The organism is Ideonella sp. BN130291, from assembly GCF_036231905.1.
GTDB lineage: Bacteria > Pseudomonadota > Gammaproteobacteria > Burkholderiales > Burkholderiaceae_C > CAMLIZ01.
Map to the genome: position 1 here is coordinate 19,871 of NZ_JAZARE010000007.1, position 25,019 is coordinate 44,889.

The following is a 25,019-nucleotide window of genomic DNA, read 5'->3' on the forward strand; positions in this document are numbered from 1 at the left end:
TAAGCAAGGAGAAACCATGAAGATCAAATCCGCTGTCACCCTGACCACCCTGCTGGCCGCACTGAGTGGCGGCGTGCTGCTCTCCGGCTGCGCCTCCGGCCCCAACAAGGAAAGCACCGGCGAGGTCATCGACGATTCCTGGATCACCACCAAGGTGAAGGCCGCCTTCGTGGAAGACCCCACCGTGAGCGCGCTGGGCATCAAGGTCGAGACCTTCAAGGGCGTGGTGCAGCTGAGCGGCTTTGCCAACAACAGCACCGAAGTGGCCCGTGCCGCCGAGATCGCGCGTGGCATCAAGGGCGTGAAGGAAGTGAAGAACGACGTGCGCCTGAAGAGCTCCACCGGCTGACCCACGCGGCCAGTCCCTGCCGCGAGCCGATGAACCCCCGACACGAAAGGACCTGAGATGAACACCATTCGCGAAGCCCGCATCCGGCGGGACCTGAACAACGTGGCCAGCCAAGTCGAAAGCCTGCTCAGCAAGCTGGGCGACGAAGGCAGCGACCGGCTGGCGGACCTGCGCGACCGCGTGAGTTCGGTCACCTCGGACCTGGCCGCCAGCGCACGCGACCGCCTGTCGTCCATGGACGTGCGTGGCAACGCGCGCCAGGCCGCCAAGGTGACCACCGAGTACGTGCGTGAGAACCCCTGGCGTGTGATCGGCATCGGCGCGGCGGCCGGGCTGCTGCTGGGCTACCTGGCCACGCGGCGCCGCTACTGATCGCGGTCGCTCGCGGCGGTTGACTCCAAGGCCGGTGCCCCGGGTCCTGCGGCACCGGCCTCTCACGTTTGAACAAGGGAGTTTCGAATGAATCCTTCCAATGCCGCCAGCGCGCTGACGCCGGTGGACGAGTTGCGCCGGCGCGCGCGCGAGCAGGTCAGCGACGGCCCGGTGACCGCCGACTACGGGCTGGACACCAAGGAGGTGGTGCAGCTGCTCAACGAGGCGCTGGCCACCGAGCTGGTGTGCACCCTGCGCTACAAGCGCCACTACTACATGGCCCAGGGCCTGAAGGCGCGTTTTGCGGCGTCCGAATTCCTGGAGCATGCCCAGCAGGAGGCCGAACACGCCGACCGCCTGGCCGAGCGCATCGTGCAGCTGGGCGGCGAGCCCGATTTCAACCCCGACACCCTCACCCAGCGCTCGCACGCCCAGTACCACAACGGCACCGACCTGCGCGAGATGCTGCTGGAGGACCTGGTGGCCGAACGCATCGCGATCGAGAGCTATCGCGAGATGGTGCGTTACTTCGGTGACCGTGATCCCACCACGCGCCGGATGCTGGAAGACATCCTCGCGGTGGAGGAGGAGCATGCCGACGACCTGAACGACCTGCTCGGCAGCGCCGCCGACGGCGCGCAGCTGAACGGCTGACGCCCAGGGAGCGCCTCCATGCTGTACTACGCCGCCGTCTTCTTCGTGATCGCGCTGATCGCCGCCCTGTTCGGCTTCGGCGGCATCGCCGCCGGCGCGGCCGGCATCGCCAAGATCCTGTTCGTGGTGTTCCTCATCGGCTTCGTGGTGTCGCTGGTGATGGGGCTGATCCGCCGGGGCCGATAGCGCGGGACGCGGGCACGTCGTATGCTGAAGGGCTGCTGCCTGAGCAGCCTTCGATGCACACCCACGACGAGCCCATGTCCGAACCCGCCGCCACGCCCGCCAGCGCCACACCCCTGCAGCGCTGGCTCGAGGCGGTGCCGCCCCGTGTCCTGCTCACGCTGCTGGTCACCGCCGCCATCTCCATGGTGGTGCTGGCCATCTCCGAACTGGCCTTCACCGAGATCGAGTCGAGCCGGCGCGCGGCGCGCCAGGTGAACGACGCCACCGCGCAGCTCACGCTGATGCGCGAATCGCTGATGCAGGCCGAGACCAGCCAGCGCGGCTACCTGATCACCGCCGACGACCGCTACCTCAAGCCCTTCGACGGCGCGGTGGAAAAGGTGCGTGGCACCCTGGGCGAGCTGCAGCGCCTGGGCGCGCTGCTGCCGGAGCTGCGCGCGCCGCTGCAGACGCTGCAGCCGCTGGTGGACGAAAAGCTCGACGAGATGCGGCTGACGGTGCACTACACCCAGCAGGGCAACCGCATCGACGCGGTGCAGATCGTGGTCACCGGCAAGGGCCTGGGGCTGATGGAGAACATCAAGCAGCAGACCGCGCTGCTGCATGCGGAACTGGACGCGCTGAACGACGCACGCACCGAGGACATCAACCGCATCTTCCTGCTGCAGCGCATCGGCGTCGGGCTGATCGTCTTCCTCAACCTGGTGTTCCTGGCCATCCTGGGTGTGCGCACGGTGCGTCACTTCTACGAACGTGAGCAGCACCGCGCGGAGCTGGCGCGCCAGGCGCAGGAGCTGGAGCGCCAGGTGGCCGAGCGCACCGAGGAGCTGTCGTCCCTGTCCACCTACCTGCAGACCAGCACCGAACGCGAAAAAGGCCGGCTGGCGCGCGACCTGCACGACGAGCTGGGCGGCATCCTCACCGCGGCCAAGATCGACGCCTCCTGGATCGAGGGTTTTGCCTCCGGCGTGGACCCGGAGGTGCAGCAGCGCATGCGCCGGCTGTCCGCTTCGCTGGACGAGGCGGTGGAAGTCAAGCGCCGCGTGATCGAGAACCTGCGCCCCAGCCTGCTGGACCACCTGGGCCTGGCGGCCGCGGTGGAATGGCATGTGCAGGAGACCTGCGAAAAAGCCGGCATCCGCAGCGAGGTGCATGTGCCGGAGGTGATGGACCGCATCCCGCCGGAAATTGCGATCGCGGTCTACCGCATCGTGCAGGAGAGCCTGACCAACGCGCTGAAGTATGCCCAGGCCAAGACCATCCGCGTGGAGCTGCGCCAGCCGCCCGGCCGCCTGGAGCTGCGGGTGGACGACGATGGCGTCGGCATTGCCAACTTCGAGCCCGCCCACATGACCCACGGCATCGCCGGCATGCGCCAGCGCGCGCGCTCGCTGGGCGGCAGCTTCAGCATGCGCAGCGCGCCCGGCGAAGGCACCGAGATCTTCGCGTCCTTCCCGCTGAAGGAAGAGACCGAGGACGCCACGATGCCGCTGGCGGCGGAGTAGCGCGGCACGCTGAGCGTCAGGCCACAGGGGGCTGCTGGCCGGAGGCTCTTTCCTCGATCAGCACCCGCACGCGGGCGAACTCCCGGCTCTTGTCCAGGAAGTGATCGGCGCCCGCCTTCTCGCAGGCATGGCGCAGCACCGGCAAGGTATGGTTCGTGAGCACGATCAGCAGCGGGCGCACGGCCGTCTTGCGCTGGCGGATGCGCTGCAGCACCCCCATGCCGGTGCCGCTGCGCAGGTTCAGGTCCACCACCACCACTTCGGGCTGGCGCGCGTCGAACAGGCTGAGCGCCTGCTCCTCGGTGTCGGCCACGCCCACCACTTCGAACCGGCCGGGCTCCTCGATCAGCTCGCGCAGCATCAGCTGCACACGCGGCAGATCCTCCACCAGCAGCACCCGCAGCGTGGCGCTCGCCGTGACCTTGGGGTCATCGTGCGGGGCGAACGCGGAGGGAGGGGAAGAGGTCATGGGTGCAGCTTGAACATGGGACGACGCGGCGCCCTCATGGAATCAGGTTGTTCTTGACCGCGTACTGCGTGAGCTCGGCGTTCGTCTTGAACCCCATCTTCTCCAGCACACGCGCCCGGTAGGTGCTCACGGTCTTGGAGCTCAGGCACAGGTCGTCGGCGATCTCTGTGACGCTGCGCCCGACCACCAGCTTGGAGAAGATCTGGAACTCGCGTTCCGACAAACGCAGGTGCGCGGGTTGTTCGATGTCGTGCGTGAGGCCGGCGGCCAGCTTCTCGGCCAGCCGCGGGCTGATGTAGCGCCGGCCCGCCGCCACCGTGCGCACGGCGGACACCAGCTGGTCCGGTGCCAGCTCCTTGCTCAGGAAGCCGCTCGCGCCGGCCTTCAGCACGTTGAGGCCGTACTGGTCCTCGGAGTACGCCGACAGGATGAGGATGGCCACCTCCGGCTGCCCGGCCTTGGCCTGGCGCAGCACGTCGATGCCCGACAGGTCGGGCAGCGACAGGTCCACCAGGGCGACGTCGAGCTTGCCGGAGCGGATGGCGGACAAGGCCTCGCGGCCGGTGCCTCCCTCCGCCTCGATCACGATGTCGCTGTGCTGCGACAGGATGTAGCGGAAACCGGACCGTACGATTTCATGGTCATCGAACAGCCCCAGACGGGTCGTCAACACGTCGTCTCCTACCGCAGTGTTTTGCGTAATGCCCAGAATCTAGCAAGTGCAACAGCACTTGTAGGCCATCCGTGGCGACGCTGCCCTGTCGGCAGGAGCCGATGAAGTTGTCAGGCGCGCCCTACACGGATCGACCGGAGTATGCGACGCGGCGGCGCCCGCACGCCAGCCCTGCCAGCCCGGCCAATGGGAGGCCCACGCTAGCTCCCATCCCACATCCGAAGCCCTGGCTGGTTAAGATGCCCGGTTCCCCGGGCACTGCCATTGCTCGCGGGCCGCCGCCACCGTGAACCGACGCACCGACATCGCCTCCGAACCGCCCGCCGCCGAACCCCACGGCCGCTACCTCCGCGTCCGCGGGGCCCGCACCCACAACCTGAAGAACGTCGACCTCGACATTCCCAAGCATGCGCTGGTGGTGATCACCGGCCTGTCGGGCTCGGGCAAGTCCAGCCTCGCCTTCGACACGCTGTATGCCGAAGGGCAGCGCCGCTACGTGGAAAGCCTGAGCGCCTATGCGCGCCAGTTCCTGCAGCTGATGGACAAGCCCGATGTCGACGTGATCGAGGGCCTGTCGCCCGCGATCAGCATCGAGCAGAAGGCCACCAGCCACAACCCGCGTTCCACGGTGGGCACGGTCACCGAGATCCACGACTACCTGCGGCTGCTGTACGCCCGCGCCGGCACGCCCTATTGCCCCATCCACGACCTGCCGCTGCAGGCGCAGAGCGTCAGCCAGATGGTGGATGCCGTGCTGGCCCTGCCGGAGGACACCCGCCTGATGGTGCTGGCGCCGGTGGTGCGCGACCGCAAGGGCGAATTCGTCGAGCTGTTCCAGGAGATGCAGGCACAAGGGTATGTGCGCTTCCGCGTCGATGGCACCGTGGTGGAAGCCGCCGATGTGCCGAAACTGAAGAAGACGGAGAAGCACGACATCGACGTGGTGGTCGATCGCCTCAAGACCCGGCCCGACATGCAGCAGCGCTTGGCCGAAAGCTTCGAGGCCGCGCTGCGCATCGCCGACGGCCGCGCCCTTGGCCTGGAGATGGATGCGGGCAAGGAACACCTGTTCTCCAGCAAGTTCGGCTGCCCGGTGTGCAGCTACTCGCTACCGGAGCTGGAACCGCGCCTGTTCTCGTTCAACTCGCCGGTGGGCGCCTGCCCCAGCTGCGACGGGCTGGGGCAGGTGACCGTGTTCGACCCGGAGCGCGTCGTCGCCTTCCCGTCGCTCAGCCTGGCCAGCGGCGCGGTCAAGGGCTGGGACCGGCGCAATGCCTACACCTTCTCCATGCTGGAAAGCGTGGCGCGCCACTACGCCTTCGACATCGACCTGCCGTTCGAGGATCTGCCGAAGAAGGCGCAGCAGGTGCTGCTGTACGGCAGCGGCAGCGAGGACATCGAGTTCATCTACCAGTCCGAGGGCACGCGCGGCAAGGCACGCCAGGTGAAGCGCTCTCATCCCTTCGAAGGCGTCATTCCCAACTTCGAGCGGCGCTTCCGCGAGACCGACTCGGTGGCGGTGCGCGAGGACCTGGCGCGCTACCAGGCCGCCAAGCCCTGCGCCGAATGCAAGGGCACCCGCCTGCGGCGCGAGGCGCGCCATGTGTTCCTGCAAGGCGCCGACGACAGCAAGGGCCTGCCGATCTACGAGGTGGAGCACGCGACGCTGGCCGACTGCCATGCCTACTTCGAGCGCCTGAAGCTCAAGGGCGCCAAGGCCGAGATCGCCGACAAGGTGGTGCGGGAGATCGGCTCGCGTCTGAAGTTCCTCAACGACGTGGGCCTGAACTACCTGAGCCTGGACCGCAGCGCCGACACCCTGAGCGGCGGTGAGGCCCAGCGCATCCGCCTGGCCAGCCAGATCGGCTCCGGCCTCACCGGCGTGATGTACGTGCTGGACGAGCCTAGCATCGGCCTGCACCAGCGCGACAACGAGCGCCTGATCGGCACGCTGCGCCACCTGCGCGACCTGGGCAACTCGGTGCTGGTGGTGGAGCACGACGAGGACATGATCCGCGCCGCCGAGCATGTGATCGACATGGGGCTGGGCGCCGGGGTGCACGGTGGCCGCGTGATCGCACAGGGCACCTTCGAGGAGGTGGCGGCCAACGCCGAGTCGCTGACGGGCCAGTACCTGTCGCACAAGCTGCGCATCGCGCTGCCCGAGCGCCGCCGCACGCTGGACGAGATGGACGAGCCGCGCGTGATGCGGATCGTGAATGCCCGCGGCAACAACCTGAAAGGCGTGACCGTGGACATCCCGGTGGGGCTGTTCACCTGCGTCACTGGCGTCTCCGGCTCGGGCAAGAGCACCCTGGTGAACGACACGCTCTACACCGCGGTGGCGCGCCAGCTCTACAGCAGCCACGCCGAGCCGGCGGCGCACGACGAGATCCAGGGCCTGGACGCCTTCGACAAGGTGATCAATGTCGACCAGAGCCCGATCGGCCGCACGCCGCGCAGCAACCCCGCCACCTACACCGGCCTGTTCACCCCCATCCGCGAGATGTTCGCCGAGATGAACGTGGCCAAGGAGCGCGGTTACGGCCCCGGCCGCTTCAGCTTCAACATCGCGGGCGGCCGCTGCGAGGCCTGCCAGGGCGACGGCGTGCTGAAGGTGGAGATGCACTTCCTGCCGGACGTGTATGTGCCCTGCGACGTGTGCCACGGCGCCCGCTACAACCGCGAGACGCTGGAGGTGCTCTACAAGGGCCGCAACATCACCCAGGTGCTGGACATGACGGTGGAAGAAGCGCACGGTTACTTCAACGCCGTGCCCACCATCGCGCGCAAGCTGCAGACCCTGCTGGACGTGGGCCTGGGCTACATCAAGCTGGGGCAGAGCGCCACCACGCTGTCGGGCGGCGAGGCGCAGCGGGTGAAGCTTGCGCTGGAGCTGAGCAAGCGCGACACCGGCCGCACGCTCTACATCCTGGACGAGCCCACGACCGGCCTGCACTTCCATGACATCCAGCTGCTGCTGAAGGTGCTGCACCAGCTGCGCGACGCCGGCAACACCATCGTGGTGATCGAGCACAACCTCGATGTGATCAAGACAGCCGACTGGCTGATCGACATGGGGCCCGAGGGTGGTGCGGGCGGCGGGCGGGTGGTTGCCGAGGGCACGCCGGAGGCCATCGCGGCGCATCCGGAGAGCCACACCGGGCGGTACCTGAAGCCGCTGCTGTTCTAGGGCCTGTTAACGCTATTTGGAGCCTCACGTGACCCAGGAAGCGGGCGCCATCAAGGCGCAAAGCACAGTCGTAGCAGGGACTACGGCGAGCATTTGCAACGCGGAGGGCGCCCGTTTCCTGGGATCACCCTCCGGGCTCGGGACCCAAGGGGCGCACACCGTCGTTGCCGGCTCGTTGCGTGCATCGAGCACGCGGCCTCGCCTGCGCCTAGGTCTGCGCCCCTTGGGCCCCGAGCGTGAGGCTCCAAATAGCGTTAACAGGCCCTAGTGCAGGCGATCACCCCCAGCCTGTCGCGGGTGCACTGAGCATGTCGCCGCTGGCCCTGGGCCTCGTCATCACCGCGGCCCTGCTGCACGCCCTGTGGAACGTGGCGGCCAAGCATGCCGGCGCCAGCCACACCTTTCCGCTGCTGTGCTCGCTGCTGCTAGCGGTGCTGTGGGCGCCGGTGGCCGCCTGGGCGGTGATGGGCGGCATGGCGGCCTGGACGCCGCTGGCCTGGGCGCTGGTGCTGGCCAGCGGCATCACCCACCTGGTGTACTTCCGCACCCTGCTGCGCGGGTACCGCGAGAGCGACCTCACCGTGGTGTACCCGGTGGCGCGCGGCACCGGGCCGTTGCTCAGCTCCGCCGGCGCCATGCTGCTGCTGCACGAGTGGCCCACCGCCTGGACCCTGGCCGGCGTGCTGGGCATCACCGCCGGCCTGGTGCTGATCGCCGGCGGGCCGGCGCTGTGGCGGCGCGCGCACGACCCGGGCGAACGCGGCCGCATCCGCTCCGGCCTGCTGTGGGGCGGCATGACCGGCGTGCTGATCGCGCTGTACACGCTGATCGATGGCTACTCGGTGAAGGTGCTGGCGCTGTCGCCCATCCTGGTGGACTACATCGGCAACCTGATGCGCATCCCGTTCATGCTGCCGGAGGCCTGGCGCGACCGCGCGGACTTCCAGGCTGCCTGGCGCCTGCACTGGAAACACGCGCTGCTGGTGGCCGCCATCAGCCCGCTGGGCTACATCCTCGTGCTGTATGCCGCGACCATGGCGCCGCTGTCGCATGTGGCGCCGGCACGCGAGGTGTCGATGCTGTTCGCCGCGCTGATCGGCGGCCGGCTGCTCGGGGAAACGGACCGCGGCCTGCGCATGCTGGGTGCGGCCTGCATGGCAGGCGGCGTGGCGGCGCTCGCGCTCGGCTAGGGCCTGTTAACCCACTTCGTTTCGCCCTGTGGCCGTTGCGGCCGCTGCGCACAGCGCGCGCTTCAGGTATGGTGCGCCGCCATGGGCCCGCCGGGCCGTCACGAAAGCGCGCCATGAGCCAGACGACCATCGACTACTACTTCGCCCCGCAGTCGCCCTGGTCCTACCTGGGCCACCAGCGCTTCTGGGACATCGCTCGCGCTCACAACGCCCGCATCCGTGTGCTGCCGGTGGACCTGGGCGGCAAGGTGTTCCCGGTGTCCGGCGGCCTGCCGCTGGCCAAGCGTGCGCCGCAGCGCCAGGCCTACCGGCTGGCGGAACTGCGCCGCTTCAGCACCTGGCTGGGCGCGCCGCTGAACCTGGAGCCGAAGCACTTTCCGGTCAACGGCGACGATGCCGCGCGGCTGATCATTGCCGTGGACATGAAGGACGGCGAGGAGGCCGCGATGCGGCTGGCGCTGCACGTGATGCGTGCGGTGTGGGCGGAGGAACGCAACATCGGCGACGAAGCCACGCTGGCGCAGCTGCTGGCTGAAGCCGACCTGCCCGCCGCGCGCATCGAGCAGGCGCACAGCCAGGCGGTGCAGGAGCGTTACGAAGCCGACACCCAGCGCGCCATCGATGCCGGCGTGTTCGGCGCGCCCAGCTATGTGATCGAGGGCGAGATCTTCTGGGGGCAGGACCGGCTGGACTTCGTAGAACGAAGACTGACGCGCTAAGCGCACCAGTCTTCGTTCTGGCTGCACGTTCGCTACCCCAGCCCTTTCAGAGAAGGGGCTCCGGCTTGAAGGACGAAGCGGCCTGCGGCCGCGGCACACCACGCGGTGGTGGCGGGCATCCTTCACGGAAGGAATGCGCCGCGGGGCAGATGTGGATAGAACGTGTCGCAAGGCGTGCCTCACAATTCCACGCTTTGTTCACCAACGCTCACACCGCCGCCTGATGAGCACCACCACGGCTGACGACGCCCGGATGCAGTTGCTGCAGTCCATCGGCGTGCTCGACAGCCCGCCGGAGGCGAGCTTCGACGCCCTGGTGGATTGCGCCGCCGCCCTCACCGGCTGCCCGATGGCGGTGATCTCGCTGGCCGACAGCCACCGCCACTGGTTCAAGGCCCGCCGCGGTGTGGCCATCACGGAAGCACCACGCACGCTCGCCTTCTGCGAGCACACGCTGCAGCACGACGGCGTGGTGGAGGTGCACGACGCCCGTGACGACGAGCGCTTCGCCCACCTGCCGATGGTGACGCAGGCACCGCACGTGCGCTTCTACGCGGGCGTGGCGCTGGCGCTGGACGGCATGGCGCTGGGCACCTTGTGCGTGATGGACATGCAGCCGCGCGAGCTGCGGCCGGAGCAGCGCGCCGGCCTGCACAGCCTGGCGCACGCCGTCTCCGGCCTGATGCACGAGCGCCGCGTCCAGCAGGCCCTGCAGAACCAGAGCCTGCGCCTGCACGACCTGGCGCGTGCGTCGGGCGACTGGATGTGGGAGCTCGACGAGCAGCTGCGCTACCGCTGGATCTCCGGCGAGTTCGAAGCCATCACCGGCATGCCGGCGCAGCAGCAGCTCGGCCGGTCGGTGCCCGACGAGCCGCGCCTGGATGCCCAGGGCCGCAGCCAGCAGCGCCAGCTCGGCGGGCTGCACGCCCTGCTGGAGCGGCGCCAGCCGTTTGCACGCGCGATCACGGCCAAGTCCACGCCGCAGGGCACGCTGTATGTCTCGCGCAGCGCCACCCCGGTGTTCGATGCAAACGGCCAGTTCCGCGGCTGGCGCGGCACCGCGCGCAACGTCACCTCGCAGATCCAGGCCGAGCGGGAGACCCAGCTGCAGCATGAGCTGCTGGCCAAGCTGTCATCCCAGGTGCCCGGGGTGATCTTCCAGTACCGGGTGGACGCCGAAGGGCGCGGCCGCTTCCTGTATGCCAGCGAAGGCGTGCGTGCGCTGTTCGGCGTGGAGCCGCCCGACCAGGACGGCGGCAGCAGCATGAACAGCCAGGTGCCGCTGAACCTGCTGCATCCGGACGACGTGGCCGGCTTTCGCGAGAGCATTGCCGAGGCCGTGCGCGAGCTGCGGCCCTGGACGCGCGAATACCGCATCGTGCGCGACGGCGAGCTGCGCTGGCTGGACACGCGCGCCATGCCGGAGCGCCTGGCCGATGGCAGCACCTTGTTCCACGGCTTCACCGCCGACATCACCGAGCGCAAGCAGACCGAGCTGGCGCTGCGGGAGACCGAAGCGCGCTGGGACCGTGCCGCCGACGCGGCCGGCATCGGGCTGGTGGAGTACGACGTCACGCACTGCCGGCTCAGCTTCGACCGGCGTGCCTGCATGGTGCATGGGCTGGCCTATCCGCATCCGCCCCTGCCCCTGGCGGACTGGCTGGAGATGGTGCATGAGGAGGACCGCCCGCGCGTGCACCTGGGCCTGGAGCGTGCGCAGCGCCCCGGCGGCCACACCGAAGGGCGGGTGCGTGTGCTGGGCGCCGACGGCACCTGGCGCCACCTGGAGCTGGCTTCCGACGCGCGCACCGATGCGATGGGCCGCGTCACCGCGCTGCTGGGCACCTGCCGCGACATCAGCGACCACATCGCGCACGAGCGCCTGCGCCGCGACAAGGAAGCGGCCGAACGCGCCAACCAGGCCAAGAGCCAGTTCCTCTCGCGCGTGAGCCATGAGCTGCGCACCCCGCTGAACAGCATCCTCGGTTTTGCGCAGCTGATGGCGCTGGACGCGGAGCAGCCGCTGGCCCCGGAGCAGCAGCGCCGCCTGGCCGGCGTGCAACGCGCGGGCAGCCACCTGCTGGACCTGATCGACGAGGTGCTGGACCTCACGCGCATCGAACGCCAGGAGTTCCACCTGCCGCTGCAGGCGGTGGACCTGAGCCAGGCGGTGCGCAGCTGCCTGCGCGTGCTGCAGCCGCAGGGCGAGCGCCAGGGCATCAGCCTGCCGGGCGCGCCCACCGAGCCGTGCTGGGTGCAGGCCGATGGGCGTGCGCTGGAGCAGGTGTTGATGAACCTGCTGTCCAACGCCATCAAGTACAACCGGCCGGGGGGTGCGGTGCGGCTGGCCCTCGCCCGGGACGCGCTGCATGTGCAAGTCAGCGTGATCGACGAAGGCGAAGGCCTGGACGCGCACCAGCAGGCACAGCTGTTCCAGCCCTTCAACCGGCTGGGCGCCGAACGCCGCCGCGTCGAGGGCACGGGCCTGGGCCTGGTGATCGCGCGCGAGCTCACGCTGGCGATGGAAGGCCGGCTGGAGGTGCAGAGCACGCCGGGCCGGGGCAGCCGCTTCACCGTGGTGCTGTGGGCCGCCGACGGCTCGGGCGCCAGCCCGGTGGACACCGTTCCCTCGGCACTGGACGCGCTGCCGGCCGGCCGCGACTGCGCGCGCCGCAGCGTGCTGTACATCGAGGACGAGCCGCTCAACGTGGTGCTGATGGAAGAGGTGTTCCGCACCCGGCCCGCATGGACGCTGCAGGTGGCAGTGGACGGCGCACGCGGCCTGCACCTGGCGCGCACGCTCAAGCCCCACCTGCTGCTGATCGACATGAACCTGCCCGACATGGGCGGGCTGCAGGTGATCCGCGAGCTGCGCGCCCACCCGGCCACCGCCGGATTGCGCTGCATCGCGTTTTCCGCCGACGCGATGCGCGAGCAGATCGACGCCGCCATGGCCGCCGGCTTCGACGCCTACTGGACCAAGCCGATCGACCTGCGCCGCATGCTGGACCTGCTGTCCGAAGAGCTGGCCTGAAGCCCGGGCACGCGGCGAGCGCCCAAAGAAAAAGCCGGCTGGCGCCGGCTTTGGAGTGAACGGATCAGGCGATCAGCTCAGGTGGCTGTTGATCAGCTTGGTCATCTCGAACATCGAGACCTGGGCCTTCTTGAAGATTTCCTTCAGCTTGGCGTCGGCGTTGATCATGGTCTTCTTGGCCTTGTCCTGCAGGCCGTTCTTCTTGATGTACTCCCAGACCTTCTTCGTCACCTCGGTGCGCGGAGCGGGCTTGTCGCCGATGACGGCGGCCAGCTGCGGGCTCGGCTTCATTTCCTTCATGAACGCCGGGTTCGGTGCGCGCTTCTTGGCGGGAGCGGCCTTCTTCGCCGCGGCCTTCTTCGCCGGAGCAGCCGCCTTCTTGGCGGGTGCCTTGGCCGCGGCCTTCTTCGCAGGAGCGGCAGCCTTCTTGGCCGGTGCCGCCTTCTTTGCTGCCGCTTTCTTCGCGGGAGCAGCCTTCTTCGCAGTTGCCATTTCGAATCTCTCCATCAAATGGTTGGTTGATGTGCCGGGTCCGGGTGAAGGCCGCATGAACCTTCTTTTCTCTCGTGAGCCCCGCGACGCGAATGGTATCGCCCTCCATAGGTGTTGAGAAGCCGTTTTCATAGGTGAAAGCCGCTTTTCTGCCTCTGAGACAAGCGTTTTGTCGCTGCGAGGCGTCACCTGGGGCGCTCGAGGGTGCATCGAGGATGCGTGTGAACACATGCGCATCACCTGCATGCGTGCCGCGCCACGCAGGTCGCCACCCGTTACAGCAAGGGCCTTCAAGCCGGGCGATGCTGTGCCGAAATCACAGAGGCCGTGCGCCGGGATCTCCCGGGCCATGCCTGCTGGACTTCCGTGTTGCCCTCGCTCCTGCCTCACCTCCTGCGCCACCTCCTGCGCCATCTCCTGCGCCTTGCCGCGCTGTTCGCCGTCGCCCTGTGGCTGCCTGCCCATGCGGGCGCGCAACCGGCCGTGCTGCATCTCGCGCTGGCCCGCTCGCCGCTGTCGCTGCCGCTGCGCGTGGCCGAGACCGAGGGCTACTTCGCGGCCGAAGGGCTGCAGGTGCGCGTGACCGAATGCGCCAGCGGCCGGCGCTGCCTGGGCCTGCTGCTCGAGGGCCAGGCCGACGTGGCGACCGCCGCCGACACCGCCATCATGTTCGCCAGCTTCGACAGCCGCGAGCTCGCGCTGCTGGCCACCGTGGCCCACACGCGCGACGACGCCAAGCTGATCGCGCGCCGCAGCGCCGGCATCCGCCAGCCACGCGACCTGCCGGGGCGCAAGGTCGGCGTGCTGCGTGGCACCTCGGCGCACTACTTCCTCGACGCCTACCTGCTGTTCCATGGCATCGATCCGGCCAGCGTGGTGTCGGTGCCGCTGCAGCCCGAGCAGACCCAGGCCGCCCTGCAGTCCGGCCAGGTGGATGCGGTGGCGATGTGGGAGCCGCTGGCGCACAAGGCCGCGCTCGCGCTGGGCGACGACGCCATCACGCTGAAGGACGAGGGCGGCGTGTATGTGGAAACCTTCAACCTGGTGGCGCACCGCCGGATGGCCGGCCCGCGCGATGCCGAGCTCGTGGCGCTGCTGCGCGCGCTGGCCCGCGCCCAGGCCCTGATCCGGCGCGAGCCGCAGAAAGCGCAGGCGCTGATGGGCCGCTGGCTGGACCTGAGCCCGGCCTTCGTGAGCGCCATCTGGCCGGGCCTGCGCTACGGCCTCACGCTGGACCAGGGCGTGGTGCGCACCATGGAAAGCGAAGCGCGCTGGGCCCTGCGCGAGGGCCATGTGAAAGCCGCCGTCGTGCCCAACATGCTGTCCCTGCTGCATCCCGGGCCCTTGCAGGCGGTGCAGCCCGATGCGGTGGGGCTGGCGCACTGATGAAGATCAAGACCCAGCTGCTGTTGTCGGCCGCCGCGGCACTGTCGGTGGCGCTGGCCTGTGCCGTGCTGGTGGTGCTGGCGCTGCAGCGCACGCGCGCGGCCGACGCCGAGCAGGCGCAGGCGCAGGCCACCGCGCGCGAGGTCGCCGGCCTGCTGGTGCTCACGCAGGAATACGCGCGCGAGCGCGCGCCCGGGGCGGCGCAGCAATGGTGGCAGCGCCAGGCCAGCATCGCTCAGCGCCTGAGCAGTGACGACGGCGACCGCACGCGGGAGGCCCTGCGCGACGCGGCCAAGACGCTGCCTGCCGTCTTCACGCGGCTGACCGAGCTGGGCCAGGAGCCGGCCACGCCACTGACACCCCGGCGCCAGGATTTCCTGGTCGACCGGCTGCTCGCCGACACCCAGTCCCTGGCCGACGGCGCCTACCGCTGGTCGCGCGAAGCGGCCGCCGACCAGGCGCGCGCCGAGCAGCAATTGCACGCGCTGGGCCTGTCGGCCCTTGCCGCGATGCTGCTGCTGTTGACCGCGCTGATGCTGCTCGTGTGGCGCCGCGTGCTGCGGCCGCTGCGCATCCTGCACACCGCCACCAGCGCCCTGGAAAGCGGTGACCTGTCCGCACGCATCGGCAGCCAGGCACGCGACGAGCTGGGCAGCGTGGCGCGCCGCTTCGATGCCATGGCCGAGGCCCTGCAGCAGCGCGAGGACGAGCTGCGCCGCGAAGCCGCGCTGCGCACCGCGTCCGAGGAACGCATCCGCGCCATCACCGACAACGCGCCGGCCCTGATCTCCCAGTTCGACAGCAGCGGACGCTGCGTGTTCGCCAACCCGTACTGCGGCGTGGTGCTCGGCTGCGACCACCGCGAGCTGATCGGCAAGACGGTGCTCGAGGTGCGCGGCCGCAGCGCTGAAGAACAGCTGCAGCCCTGGATCGCCCGGGTGTTGGCCGGTGAACGGGTCAGCTTCGAAAGCAGCGGCGTGATCCGCGGCGTGCAGCGCCACCTCCAGCAGAACTACGTGCCCGACTTAGGCCCGGACGGCAGCGTGCGCGGCTTCCATTCCATCTCCTTCGACATCACCGAGCGCAAGGTCGCGGAGGTGGCCACTGCCGCCAGCGAGCAGCGCCTGAAGATGATCACCGACAACCTGCCGGTGCTCATCTCCTACATCGACGACCAGCTCATGCTGCGGTTCGCCAACGGCACCTTCCGCGAATGGATGGGCGTGGAGCCGGCGGGCATGATCGGCCGCCACCTGCCCGAGGTGATCGGCCACGAGCTGTATGCCCAGCGTGCACCGTACTTCGTGCGCGCGCTGGCCGGCGAGCGGGTGTCCTTCGAGGTCGAGTCCAACGCGATGGACGTCTCGCGTTCACTGCAGAACACCTACATTCCCGACCTCCGGCCGGATGGCACGGTGGCCGGTGTGTACACCCTCAGCACCGACGTCACGGCGATGAAGCTGGTGGAGCGCCATCTGGACCAGCTCACCCGCGTGGACCCGCTCACCGGCCTGGTGAACCGGCGCGAGTTCGAGGAGCGGCTGCCGGCCGCGATGGCGCGTGCACGCCGCGCGCGGCGGCCGATGGCGGTGATGTTCCTGGACGTGGACCGCTTCAAGCAGATCAACGACAGCCTGGGCCACGCCACAGGCGACGAGGTGCTCAAGACCTTTGCGCAGCGCCTGTTGCGTGCGGTGCGCGAGACGGACACGGTGGCTCGCCTGGCCGGCGACGAGTTCGTGATCCTGCTCGAGGGCCTGAACACGGTGGACGAACCGCAATTCGTGGCGCGCAAGCTGCTGGCCGCCATCGCGCCGCCCTTCGACATCGAGGGCCACGTGCTGGAGGTGTCCAGCAGCATCGGCGTGGCGCTGTACGAAGGGCGCGAGGCCACGCCGGCCGGGCTGGTGGCCCAGGCCGACCGTGCGCTCTATGCCGCCAAGGCGGCCGGCCGCAACACCTTCCGCCTGGCGCCGCGCGACGCGGCGGGCTGACTCCGGACGCCACCGCCGCCGTGTATCCTGCGCGGCATGAAACTCATCGTGCGTTGGCTCCTGCTGGCCGCGGCCTTGCTGCTGGTGGCCTATCTCTACCCCGGTGTCCAGGTCAGCAGCTTCACCGCCGCGATGGTGGCCGCGCTGGTGCTGGGCCTGCTGAACACGCTGCTGCGGCCGCTGCTGGTGCTGCTGACGCTGCCGGTCACGCTGATCACGCTGGGGCTGTTCCTGTTCGTGATCAACGCCCTGCTCTTCTGGGCCACGGCCAGCGTGATGTCCGGCTTCAACGTCACCGGCTTCGGCGCGGCGCTGATCGGCTCGCTGATCTACAGCCTGTGCGGCATGGTGATCGACGTGGCGATGGAGCGGCTGTTCCCGGGTAGGGGTTGAATCGGCCGCAAGCCACGGCATAGTCACGCCCCGGGAGCCTGCGCATCGCAGGCCGGGAGGCCGTTCTTGACAACCATCATTCGCCGCGCATGTGCGGCCCTGGCGTTCGCCTGCAGCGCCGCTGCGGCCATGGCCGCCACCGTGCAGACCTTTTCTCCGCAAGGCGAGGTGGCGCGTGTGCGCCAGCTGCGCGCCACCTTCTCCGAAGCCATGGTGCGCTTCGGCGACCCGCGCCTGCCGGCACCGATGAACCTGCAATGCGGCGCACCGGGGTCCGGCCGCTGGGTCGACGACAAGACCTGGGTCTTCGACTTCAAGGACGACGTGCCGGCCGGCACCGCCTGCACCGCCAGCCTCAAGCCCGAGCTGAAGACGCTGGCCGGTGCCGCCATTACCGGCGACACCCGCTTCTCCTTCACCACCGGCGGGCCGGCCATCGTGCGCGCCTACCCGTCGCCCCAGGACGACGGTAGCGGCCCGATCGAGGAAGAACAGGTGTTCGCCCTGCTGCTCAACGGCGCGGCCACGGCCGACAGCGTGCAGCGCTTCGGCCACTGCCAGGCCGCCGGGATCGGCGAGCGGCTGCCGCTGCAGGTGGTGACCGGCCCGGTGCGCGATGCGATCGTCAAGGCGGTGGGCCTGCAGGCCAGCCAAGCGCGGGTGCTCACCGTGCGCTGCGCGCGGCCGCTGCCCAGCGGCGCCAAGGTGGACCTGGTGTGGGGCAAGGGCATCGCCACGCCTTCGGGCGTGCCCAACTCGGCCGAGCGCCGGCTGGGCTACAAGGTGCGCCCGCCGTTTGCCGCCAGCTTCACCTGCGAACGCGAAAACGCACGCGCCGACTGCCTGCCGATCCGCCCGATGCGGCTGGAGTTCTCCTCGCCCGTGCCGCGGTCGGTGGCCGAGCGGGTGGCGCTGGTCACGGCCGATGGCGAGCGCCGTGCGCCGCAGGTGGAAACCGGCCGCGGCGACCAGAGCGAGCAGCTGCTGTCGTGGTGGGACCGTGGCGTGCGCCGCTTCGTCTGGCTGATCGGCCGCAAGAAGGGCGACGTGGTGGACCCGGCCACCGCCGCCGCTCAGGAAGGTGTGAGCGCGCTCAGCTGGAAGGCGCCGCTGCCCGACAGCGCCAGCCTGCGCATCGAGCTACCGGCCGACCTGAAGGACGACGCTGGCCGCACGCTGGCCAACACCAGCCAGTTCCCGCTCACGGTGCGCACCGCCGGCGCGCCACCGCTGGCGAAGTTCGCCACCGCGCCCTTCGGCGTGCTGGAGCTCAACGCCGAGCCGCTGCTGCCGGTGACCTTGCGCCATGTGGAGCCGCAGCTCGCCGTCACCGCCGTGAAAGCCGGCTCGCAGGGCAACGTGAGGGAGCTCAAGCTCACCGATGACGCCCAGATCATCGAGTGGCTGGCCAAGCTCAGGCGCTATCACGAGACGGTGCTGGAGCGCAGCGTGGTCGAGTCCGAGCTGGGCATCAAGCTGCCGCCGCCCCCAGCGGCGCCCAAGAAGGCCAAGGCCGCCAAACGTTATGGGGAGGACGTGCCCGAGGAGGAACGCGAGGACCGCGGCATCGATGAGCGGCGCCAGGTGCAGGCCCGCGCGGTGAGCCTGCTCAACAAGGACAAGGCGGCCCGCAAGCTGGCGCTGCCGCCGGCCGACGCCAAGGACACCCGGCCCTTCGAGGTGGTGGGCATTCCGCTGCCGGAACCCGGCCTGCACGTGGTGGAGATCGAGTCGCCGCGCCTGGGCCGCGCGCTGCTGGACCGCGAGGCGCCGATGTACGTGCGCACCAGCGCGCTGGTCACCAACCTCGGCGTGCACTTCAAGTGGGGCGCCGCCAACTCCGCGGTGTGGGTGACCACGCTGGACAGCGCCCGGCCGGTGGCCGACGCGCAGTTGCAGGTGTCGGACTGCCGTGGCAACCCGCTGTGGACTGGCCGCACAGACGCCAACGGCGTGGCCGTGGTGCAGAAGCACCTGCCGCCGCTGCCCTGGCACTACTGCAACCCGAACAGCGATGGCGAAGGCGGCCACGAGACCGGCTACTTCGTCAGCGCGCGCAAGCTCGATGCGAAGGGCCGCGCCGACATGGCCTTTGTGTGGTCCACCTGGAACCAGGGCATCGAATCCTGGCGCTTCCACCTGAGCGCCAACGGCGGCCGCTACGCGGATGACGACGAAGAGGCGCCCGGGCAGGCGCAGCGCTGGCACACCGTGTTCGACCGCACCTTGCTGCGCGCCGGCCAGACGGTGTCCATGAAGCACCTCGCGCGCACCGAGCAGCTGGTGGGCCTGTCGCTCAGCAAGCGCGACACGCTCCCGACGCAGTTGCGCATCGAGCATGAAGGCTCGGGCCAGAAGTTCGAGTTCCCGCTGCAGTGGCGCCAGGGCCGCATGGCGGAGAACACTTTCGAGGTGCCCAAGGATGCCAAGCTCGGTGTGTACACCGTGAGCCTCGTGGGCCCCGGCACCCAGCGCGCGAGCATCACCGGCAGCTTCCGGGTGGAGGAGTTCCGCCTGCCGGTGATGACCGGGCGCATCGTGCCGCCCAAGGAGGCGCTGGTGCAGCCGGCCAGCGTACCGCTGAACCTGCAGGTGAACTATGGCAACGGCGGCGGCGCGGCCGGCCTGGCGGTGCGCGTGTCGGCCCAGTTGCGGCCGGCCGATGCCGCGGCCGGCGCACGCGCCCAGCGCTGGCCGGGCTTCAGCTTCACGCCGCCGCGCAAGGCGCGCGACCCCAACCAGCGCTCGGTGTTCTCCGAGGACTACCTCGACGAGGACGACGAGGAGCGCTCGGTGCGCGGCCGCAGCGACGAGGAGGCGCGGCTGGTGGCCGACAAGATCGCCGTCACGCTGGACAAGAACGGCGCCGGTGTTGCGACGCTGGGTTCGCTGCCCGCCGTGCAGGCGCCTTCGGAGCTGCTGGTGCAGGCGACCTACCCGGACCCCAACGGTGAGCTGCAGACCCTGTCGCAGACGGTGCCGGTGTGGCCGTCCGCCGTGGTGCTGGGCCTGCGCACCGACCGCTGGGTGTCGGTCAAGCAGAAGCTGCCCACGCAGGTGCTCGCGCTGGACACCGCCGGCAAGCCGCTGGCCAACACCGCCGTCGCCGTGCGCGCGGTGGTGCACCGGGTGCAGTCCACCCGGCGCCGCCTGGTGGGCGGCTTCTACGCCTACGACAACCAGAACAGCGACCAGGATCTGGGCCAGGTCTGCAGTGGCAGCACCGACGCCCGCGGCCTGCTGCTGTGCGACGTGGTGCTCAAGGAGGCCGGCGACGTGGAGCTGATCGCCGAAGCCAAGGACGCCGGCGGCCACCCGGCGCGCGCGGCCACCACGGCCTGGGTGACGCAGCAGGGCGAGCTCTGGTTCGGCGGCGAGAACGACGACCGCATGGACGTGATCCCCGAGCAGCGCAGTTATGAACCCGGCCAGACCGCGCGGCTGCAGGTGCGCATGCCCTTCCGCCATGCCAGCGCGCTGGTGGCGATCGAGCGCAACGGCATCATCGAAACCCGCACCTTGCAGCTGCACGGCAAGGACCCGACGATCGAGCTGCCGGTCAAGGGCGAGTGGGGCCCCAACGTCTTCATCTCGGTGCTGGCCGTGCGCGGCCGCATCCGCGACGTGCCCTGGTATTCCTTCTTCCAGTGGGGCTGGAAGGCGCCCAGCGAATGGTGGACGGCCTGGCGTGACGAAGGCCAGCTCTACCAGGCGCCGACCGCGATGGTCGATCTCTCGCGTCCGGCCTTCAAATATGGCATCGCCGAAATCGAGGTCGGCATCGCGCAGCACCAGCTGAAGGTGGACGTGTCCACCGACAAGCCGGCCTACCCCATTCGCGCGACGGCGCAGGTGCGCGTGAAGGTGAGCCTGCCCGACGGCAAGCCGGTGCCGGCCGGCACCGAGGTGGCGCTGGCGGCCGTGGATGAAGCCCTGCTGGAGCTGATGCCCAACGACAGCTGGGATGTGCTGAAGGCGATGATCCAGCGCCGCGCCTACGGCATCGAGACTGCCACCGCGCAGATGCAGATCATCGGCAAGCGGCATTTCGGCAAGAAGGCGGTGGCCACCGGCGGCGGCGGCGGGCAGTTCCCCACGCGCGAACTCTTCGACACCCTGCTGCTGTGGAACCCGCGTGTGGCGCTGGACGCCCAAGGCCAGGCCACGGTGGCGGTGCCGCTGAACGATGCACTCACCGGCTTTCGCATCGTGGCGGTGGCCGACGCGGTGGTGGGCCCCAATGCCGCGCTGTTCGGCACCGGCCAGGCCCGCATCCGCAGCACGCAGGACCTGCAGATCGTGTCCGGCGTGCCGCCGCTGGTGCGCGAAGGCGACCGCTACCGCGCCAGTGTGACCGTGCGCAACACCACGGCCAAGACCATGGACGTGAACCTTGGCGCCCAGCTCGCCGGCACCGAAGGCACGCAGGCGCTCGCACCACAGACGCTGCGCATCCCGCCCAACGGCGCGCAGGAAACCGCGTGGGAGGTGCTGACGCCCTTTAATGTGAAGTCGCTCGAGTGGACGATTTCCGCCGAAGGCGGCGGGGCGCGCGATCGCCTGAAGTTCAGCCAGAAGGTGGTGGAGGCGGTGCCGGTCACGGTGCAGCAGGCCACCCTGATGCAGCTGGACAAGCCGCAGGTGCTGCAGGTAGCACCGCCGCAGACGGCCCTGCGCGACACCACCGGCGCGATGCGCGGCGGCATCGAGGTGGCCTTCAAGCCGAAGCTCGCCGATGGCCTGCCCGGCGTGCGTGACTACTTCATGCACTACCCCTGGACCTGCCTGGAGCAGCGCGCCTCGGTGGCCATCGGCCTGCACGACGCGGCCGGCTGGCAGCGCATGGCCGAGCAGATCCCGCTGTACCTGGACGAGGACGGGCTGGCCAACTACTTCCCGCCCTCGGCCGGCCAGCGCGCCAGCGGCAGCGATTCGCTCACCACCTACCTGCTGTCGGCGAGCGCGGAAGCGGGCAGCGACTACGCGATCCCGGAAGCGTCGCGCAGCAAGATGGAATCGGCGCTCGTCGCCTTCGTCGAAGGCCGGCTGGAGCGCAAGTTCTGGGTGCCGGCCTTCCTGAAAAACGGCGACCTGGACGTGCGCAAGCTCGCCGCGCTGGAGGCCTTGTCGCGCACGGGCAAGGTGCAGCCGCGCATGCTGCAGTCCATCCAGCTCCTGCCCAACCAGTGGCCCACCGGTGCGGTGCTCGACTGGCTGATGGTGCTGGACCGGGTGCCCGCGATTCCCGAACGCGACAAGCGCATCGCGGAAGCCGAACAGATCCTGCGCGCACGCCTGAACCTGCAGGGCACGCGGCTGGGCTTTTCCACCGAGCGCGACGACAACTGGTGGTGGCTGATGGCCAACGGCGATGTCAATGCGGTGCGCATGGTGCTGGCCGTGTTGCAACGCCCCGGCTGGAAGGACGACATGCCGCGCCTGGTGACCGGCGCCCTGCAGCGCCAGCAGTTCGGCCACTGGTCCACCACCACGGCCAATGCGTGGGGCACGCTGGCGGTGGAGGCCTTCTCGCGCGCGTTCGAGCGTGACCCCGTGAGTGGCAGCACGCGGGCCGGCTTCGAAGGCGGCAAGGCGCAGGCGCTGGACTGGGCGAAATCGCCGCAGGGCGGCAGCCTGGGGCTGGGCTGGCCGGCACCGCGCATCGGTGCCGCATCAGGCCCCTTGTCGGCCGGTGGCCTGAACGTCAGCCATGAAGGCAGCGGCAAGCCCTGGCTGACCTTCGTCTCCAAGGCCGCCGTACCGGTGGAGCAGCCGTTCTCCTCCGGCTACCGCATCAGCAAGACTTTCACGCCGGTGGAGCAGAAGGTGGCGGGCAAGTTCAGCCGCGGCGACGTGCTGCGCGTCACCCTGAAGATCGACGCGCAGGCCGACATGACGTGGGTGGTGGTGAACGACCCCATCCCCGGTGGCGCCAGCCTGCTGGGCACCGGCCTGGGCCGCGACAGCGCGATCGCCACCGAAGGCGAGCGCAGCGACGACCGTGGCTGGCTGGCCTACCAGGAACGCAGCTTCGAAGCCTTCCGCGCCTACTACCGCTACCTGCCCAAGGGCGGGCTCACGCTGGAATACACCGTGCGCCTGAACAACCCCGGCGAGTTCGGCCTGCCGCAGACGCGGGTGGAAGCGATGTATGCGCCCGAGATGTTCGGTGAGGCGCCGAATGCGCGCATGGTGGTGCTGCCGTGACGAAGGGCGGGCGGTGAACCGCTGCGTGCCATCGCCCGCACCGCCCCCGCGGCGGTGCGCCTGGCTGCCCGGGCTCGCCGCACTCGCCTTGGTGGCGTCTGCGGCCCACGCCGCCGAGCTGCCTGCCTTCGAGCAGGTGAAGGCCACGTACCGACCGTCCGACAGCGTGCTGCTGGACCGCCACGGCGAGCCGCTGCACACCTTGCGCACGGACCCCAGCGTGCGGCGCCTGCCCTGGGTGCCGCTCAACGAGGTGTCGCCGGCGCTGCGCACCGCGCTGCTGCTGTCGGAGGACAAGCGCTTCTATCAGCACAGTGGCGTGGACTGGTCGGCGGTGGGCTCGGCCGCCTTCGGCAACCTCTGGAACACCCGCACCCGAGGGGCCTCCACGCTCACCATGCAGCTGGCCGGCCTGCTGGCGCCGCAGGCGGCCCGTGGCACGTCGGGCCGCAGCCTGCCGGCCAAGCTGTCGCAGGCCGCGGGCGCGCTGCAGCTGGAGCAGCGCTGGCGCAAGGACCAGATCCTCGAGGCTTACCTCAACCTGGTGCCCTTCCGGGGCGAACTGGTCGGCTTGAATGCGATGTCGGCCACCCTGTTCGCCAAACGCCCCAGCGGGCTCGATGCGGAGGAGGCCGCCATCGCGGCCGCGCTGCTGCGTGCGCCGAATGCCAACGCGGCCGCGGTGACCAAGCGCGCCTGCGGCATCCTGAAGGTGCAGCACCTGGGCTGCGAGGGCCTCGACGCGGCCACCGCACAGGCGCTGTCACGCAAGACCGCCGCCCGCCTGGACGGTGACCTGCAGCTCGCGCCGCACGTCGCGCGCCAGTTGCTCGACGGCCGCCAGCCGCAGGTGAAGAGCACACTGGACGCCACCTTGCAGCGGGTGACCCGCGACACGCTGCGACGCCAGATCGCCGAGCTGCAAGGGCGGCAGGTGGAGGACGGCGCGGTGCTGGTGCTGGACAACGCCAGCGGCGACGTGCTGGCCTGGGTGGGCTCCAGCGGCGGCGCGCTGTCGCAGGCGGCGGAGGTGGACGGTGTGGTGGCGCGCCGCCAGGCCGGCTCCACGCTCAAGCCCTTCTTGTACGAGCTGGCGATCGAACAACGCTGGCTCACCGCCGCGTCGCTGCTGGACGACTCGCCGCTGGGGCTTGAGACGGTGGGTGGCCTTTACATCCCGCAGAACTACGACCACCGCTTCAAGGGCGCGGTGTCGGTGCGCACCGCGCTCGCCAGCTCGCTCAACGTGCCCGCCGTGCGCACCTTGGTGATGGTGACGCCCGAGCGCTTCCACGAGCGGCTGCAGGCGCTGGGATTCCAGCTGCGTGAGAGTGGCGGTTTCTACGGCTACAGCCTGGCGCTGGGCTCGGCGGAGGTCACCCTGGCGGGCCTGGCCAACGCCTACCGCGCATTGGCCATCGGCGGACGCGTGGGCCCGCTGCGCCTGAAGGCGGACGCGCCCCGGCCCGTGCCCCAGCCGGTGATGGACCCGGCCGCCAGTTTCATCGTGGCCGACATGCTGGCCGACCGCGAAGCGCGCGCCGTCACCTTCGGCCTGGACAACGCGCTGGCCACGCGCCACTGGGCCGCGGTGAAAACCGGCACCAGCAAGGACATGCGCGACAACTGGTGCGTGGGCTTCTCGCGCCGCTACACCGTGGGCGTGTGGGTGGGCAATGCGAGCGGTGCGCCGATGGCGGACGTGTCCGGCGTGAGCGGCGCCGCGCCGGTGTGGCGGGCGGTGATGGAGGCGCTGGCACAGCGCGAGGCGAGCGCCGGCCCGCCGCCCGCCGCGCCCGCATCGGTGGTGCGCCTGGCGGTGCGTTTTCAGCCGGCCATCGAACCGCCGCGCGAGGAGTGGTACCTTGCCGGCACGGAGCAGGCCGTCATCACCCAGGCCGCCCGCCCCACGGCCACCAGCCTGATCGCACAGCCGATCGACCGCAGCGTGCTCGCGCTGGACCCCGACATCCCGCCCCAGGCGCAGCGGGTGCGGTTCGCCCCTGCAGGGCCGCTGCCCAAGGGCTGGCGCTGGCGCCTGGACGGCCGCGCGCTGGGCGCCGCGGTCGCCATGGGCTGGTCACCCTGGCCGGGCGCACATCGCCTGGAATTGATCGATGGCAAAGGCAGTGTGCGCGAGACGGTGCGCTTCGAGGTGCGGGGCGCGCAAGTGAGGCCAACGGCCGCACGCGCACCCCGCTAG

General features: G+C 69.9%; 17 protein-coding genes. 14 read left to right on the forward strand and 3 right to left on the reverse strand.

Going from position 1 to position 25,019, the window contains the following annotated elements:
* Positions 1–16 precede the first annotated feature (16 nt).
* The 5 genes from VPH43_RS15825 (at position 17) to VPH43_RS15845 (ending at position 3,066) form a co-directional block, all read left to right on the forward strand.
* Positions 17–349 carry a BON domain-containing protein gene (locus VPH43_RS15825; RefSeq protein ID WP_328578693.1) on the forward strand — a complete coding sequence of 111 codons (333 nt, stop codon included), beginning with the start codon at positions 17–19 and terminating at the stop codon, positions 347–349.
* Positions 350–406: 57 nt separating this feature from the next.
* On the forward strand, positions 407–721 hold the full coding sequence (locus tag VPH43_RS15830; protein WP_328578694.1) for a DUF883 family protein: 315 nt from the start codon (positions 407–409) through the stop codon (positions 719–721).
* An 87-nt stretch (positions 722–808) separates the two neighbouring features.
* Entirely contained in the window at positions 809–1,375 is a 567-nt protein-coding gene (locus tag VPH43_RS15835; protein ID WP_328578695.1) for a ferritin-like domain-containing protein, read from the forward strand.
* An 18-nt stretch (positions 1,376–1,393) separates the two neighbouring features.
* Positions 1,394–1,561: a DUF1328 domain-containing protein gene (locus VPH43_RS15840; protein WP_328578696.1), complete on the forward strand. Its 168-nt coding sequence runs from the start codon at positions 1,394–1,396 to the stop codon at positions 1,559–1,561.
* Between the two features lie 74 nt (positions 1,562–1,635).
* Positions 1,636–3,066 (forward strand): CHASE3 domain-containing protein, encoded by a 1,431-nt coding sequence (locus VPH43_RS15845; RefSeq protein WP_328578697.1) that lies wholly within the window; start codon positions 1,636–1,638, stop codon positions 3,064–3,066.
* Between the two features lie 16 nt (positions 3,067–3,082).
* Here the strand turns inward: VPH43_RS15845 and VPH43_RS15850 are convergent, their stop codons facing one another.
* Positions 3,083–3,535, reverse strand: a complete 453-nt coding sequence (locus tag VPH43_RS15850; RefSeq protein WP_328578698.1) for a response regulator — start codon at positions 3,533–3,535, stop codon at positions 3,083–3,085.
* Between the two features lie 34 nt (positions 3,536–3,569).
* On the reverse strand, positions 3,570–4,208 hold the full coding sequence (locus VPH43_RS15855) for a response regulator transcription factor (RefSeq protein WP_328578699.1): 639 nt from the start codon (positions 4,206–4,208) through the stop codon (positions 3,570–3,572).
* 286 nt (positions 4,209–4,494) lie between these two features.
* On the opposite strand from VPH43_RS15855, the gene uvrA reads away from it, so the two are divergent.
* The 4 genes from uvrA (at position 4,495) to VPH43_RS15875 (ending at position 12,344) form a co-directional block, all read left to right on the forward strand.
* A complete protein-coding gene (gene uvrA, locus VPH43_RS15860) occupies positions 4,495–7,401 on the forward strand; it encodes an excinuclease ABC subunit UvrA (protein ID WP_442909301.1) in 2,907 nt (968 codons plus the stop codon).
* A 308-nt stretch (positions 7,402–7,709) separates the two neighbouring features.
* Positions 7,710–8,591 carry a DMT family transporter gene (locus tag VPH43_RS15865; protein ID WP_328578700.1) on the forward strand — a complete coding sequence of 294 codons (882 nt, stop codon included), beginning with the start codon at positions 7,710–7,712 and terminating at the stop codon, positions 8,589–8,591.
* Positions 8,592–8,704: 113 nt separating this feature from the next.
* The gene (locus VPH43_RS15870) at positions 8,705–9,310 is read left to right on the forward strand and encodes a 2-hydroxychromene-2-carboxylate isomerase (RefSeq protein WP_328578701.1); all 606 of its coding nucleotides are present in this window, start codon (positions 8,705–8,707) and stop codon (positions 9,308–9,310) included.
* Between the two features lie 223 nt (positions 9,311–9,533).
* Positions 9,534–12,344: a PAS domain S-box protein gene (locus VPH43_RS15875; protein WP_328578702.1), complete on the forward strand. Its 2,811-nt coding sequence runs from the start codon at positions 9,534–9,536 to the stop codon at positions 12,342–12,344.
* A gap of 72 nt (positions 12,345–12,416) precedes the next feature.
* Here the strand turns inward: VPH43_RS15875 and VPH43_RS15880 are convergent, their stop codons facing one another.
* Complete coding sequence (locus tag VPH43_RS15880) at positions 12,417–12,836, reverse strand: SWIB/MDM2 domain-containing protein (RefSeq protein ID WP_328578998.1); 420 nt, start codon at positions 12,834–12,836, stop codon at positions 12,417–12,419.
* A gap of 369 nt (positions 12,837–13,205) precedes the next feature.
* Here VPH43_RS15880 and VPH43_RS15885 point away from each other — a divergent pair, with 369 nt between their 5' ends.
* The 5 genes from VPH43_RS15885 (at position 13,206) to pbpC (ending at position 25,019) form a co-directional block, all read left to right on the forward strand.
* Positions 13,206–14,222, forward strand: coding sequence for an ABC transporter substrate-binding protein (locus tag VPH43_RS15885; protein ID WP_328578703.1), 1,017 nt, complete (start codon positions 13,206–13,208; stop codon positions 14,220–14,222).
* Positions 14,222–16,216 carry a diguanylate cyclase domain-containing protein gene (locus tag VPH43_RS15890; protein WP_328578704.1) on the forward strand — a complete coding sequence of 665 codons (1,995 nt, stop codon included), beginning with the start codon at positions 14,222–14,224 and terminating at the stop codon, positions 16,214–16,216. The genes VPH43_RS15885 and VPH43_RS15890 overlap by 1 nt, the downstream gene beginning before the upstream one ends.
* Positions 16,217–16,252: 36 nt before the next feature.
* Positions 16,253–16,609, forward strand: a complete 357-nt coding sequence (locus VPH43_RS15895; RefSeq protein ID WP_328578705.1) for a phage holin family protein — start codon at positions 16,253–16,255, stop codon at positions 16,607–16,609.
* Between the two features lie 66 nt (positions 16,610–16,675).
* Complete coding sequence (locus tag VPH43_RS15900) at positions 16,676–22,816, forward strand: MG2 domain-containing protein (protein ID WP_328578706.1); 6,141 nt, start codon at positions 16,676–16,678, stop codon at positions 22,814–22,816.
* On the forward strand, positions 22,791–25,019 hold the full coding sequence (gene pbpC, locus VPH43_RS15905) for a penicillin-binding protein 1C (protein WP_442909302.1): 2,229 nt from the start codon (positions 22,791–22,793) through the stop codon (positions 25,017–25,019). Before VPH43_RS15900 ends, pbpC begins: the two co-directional genes overlap by 26 nt.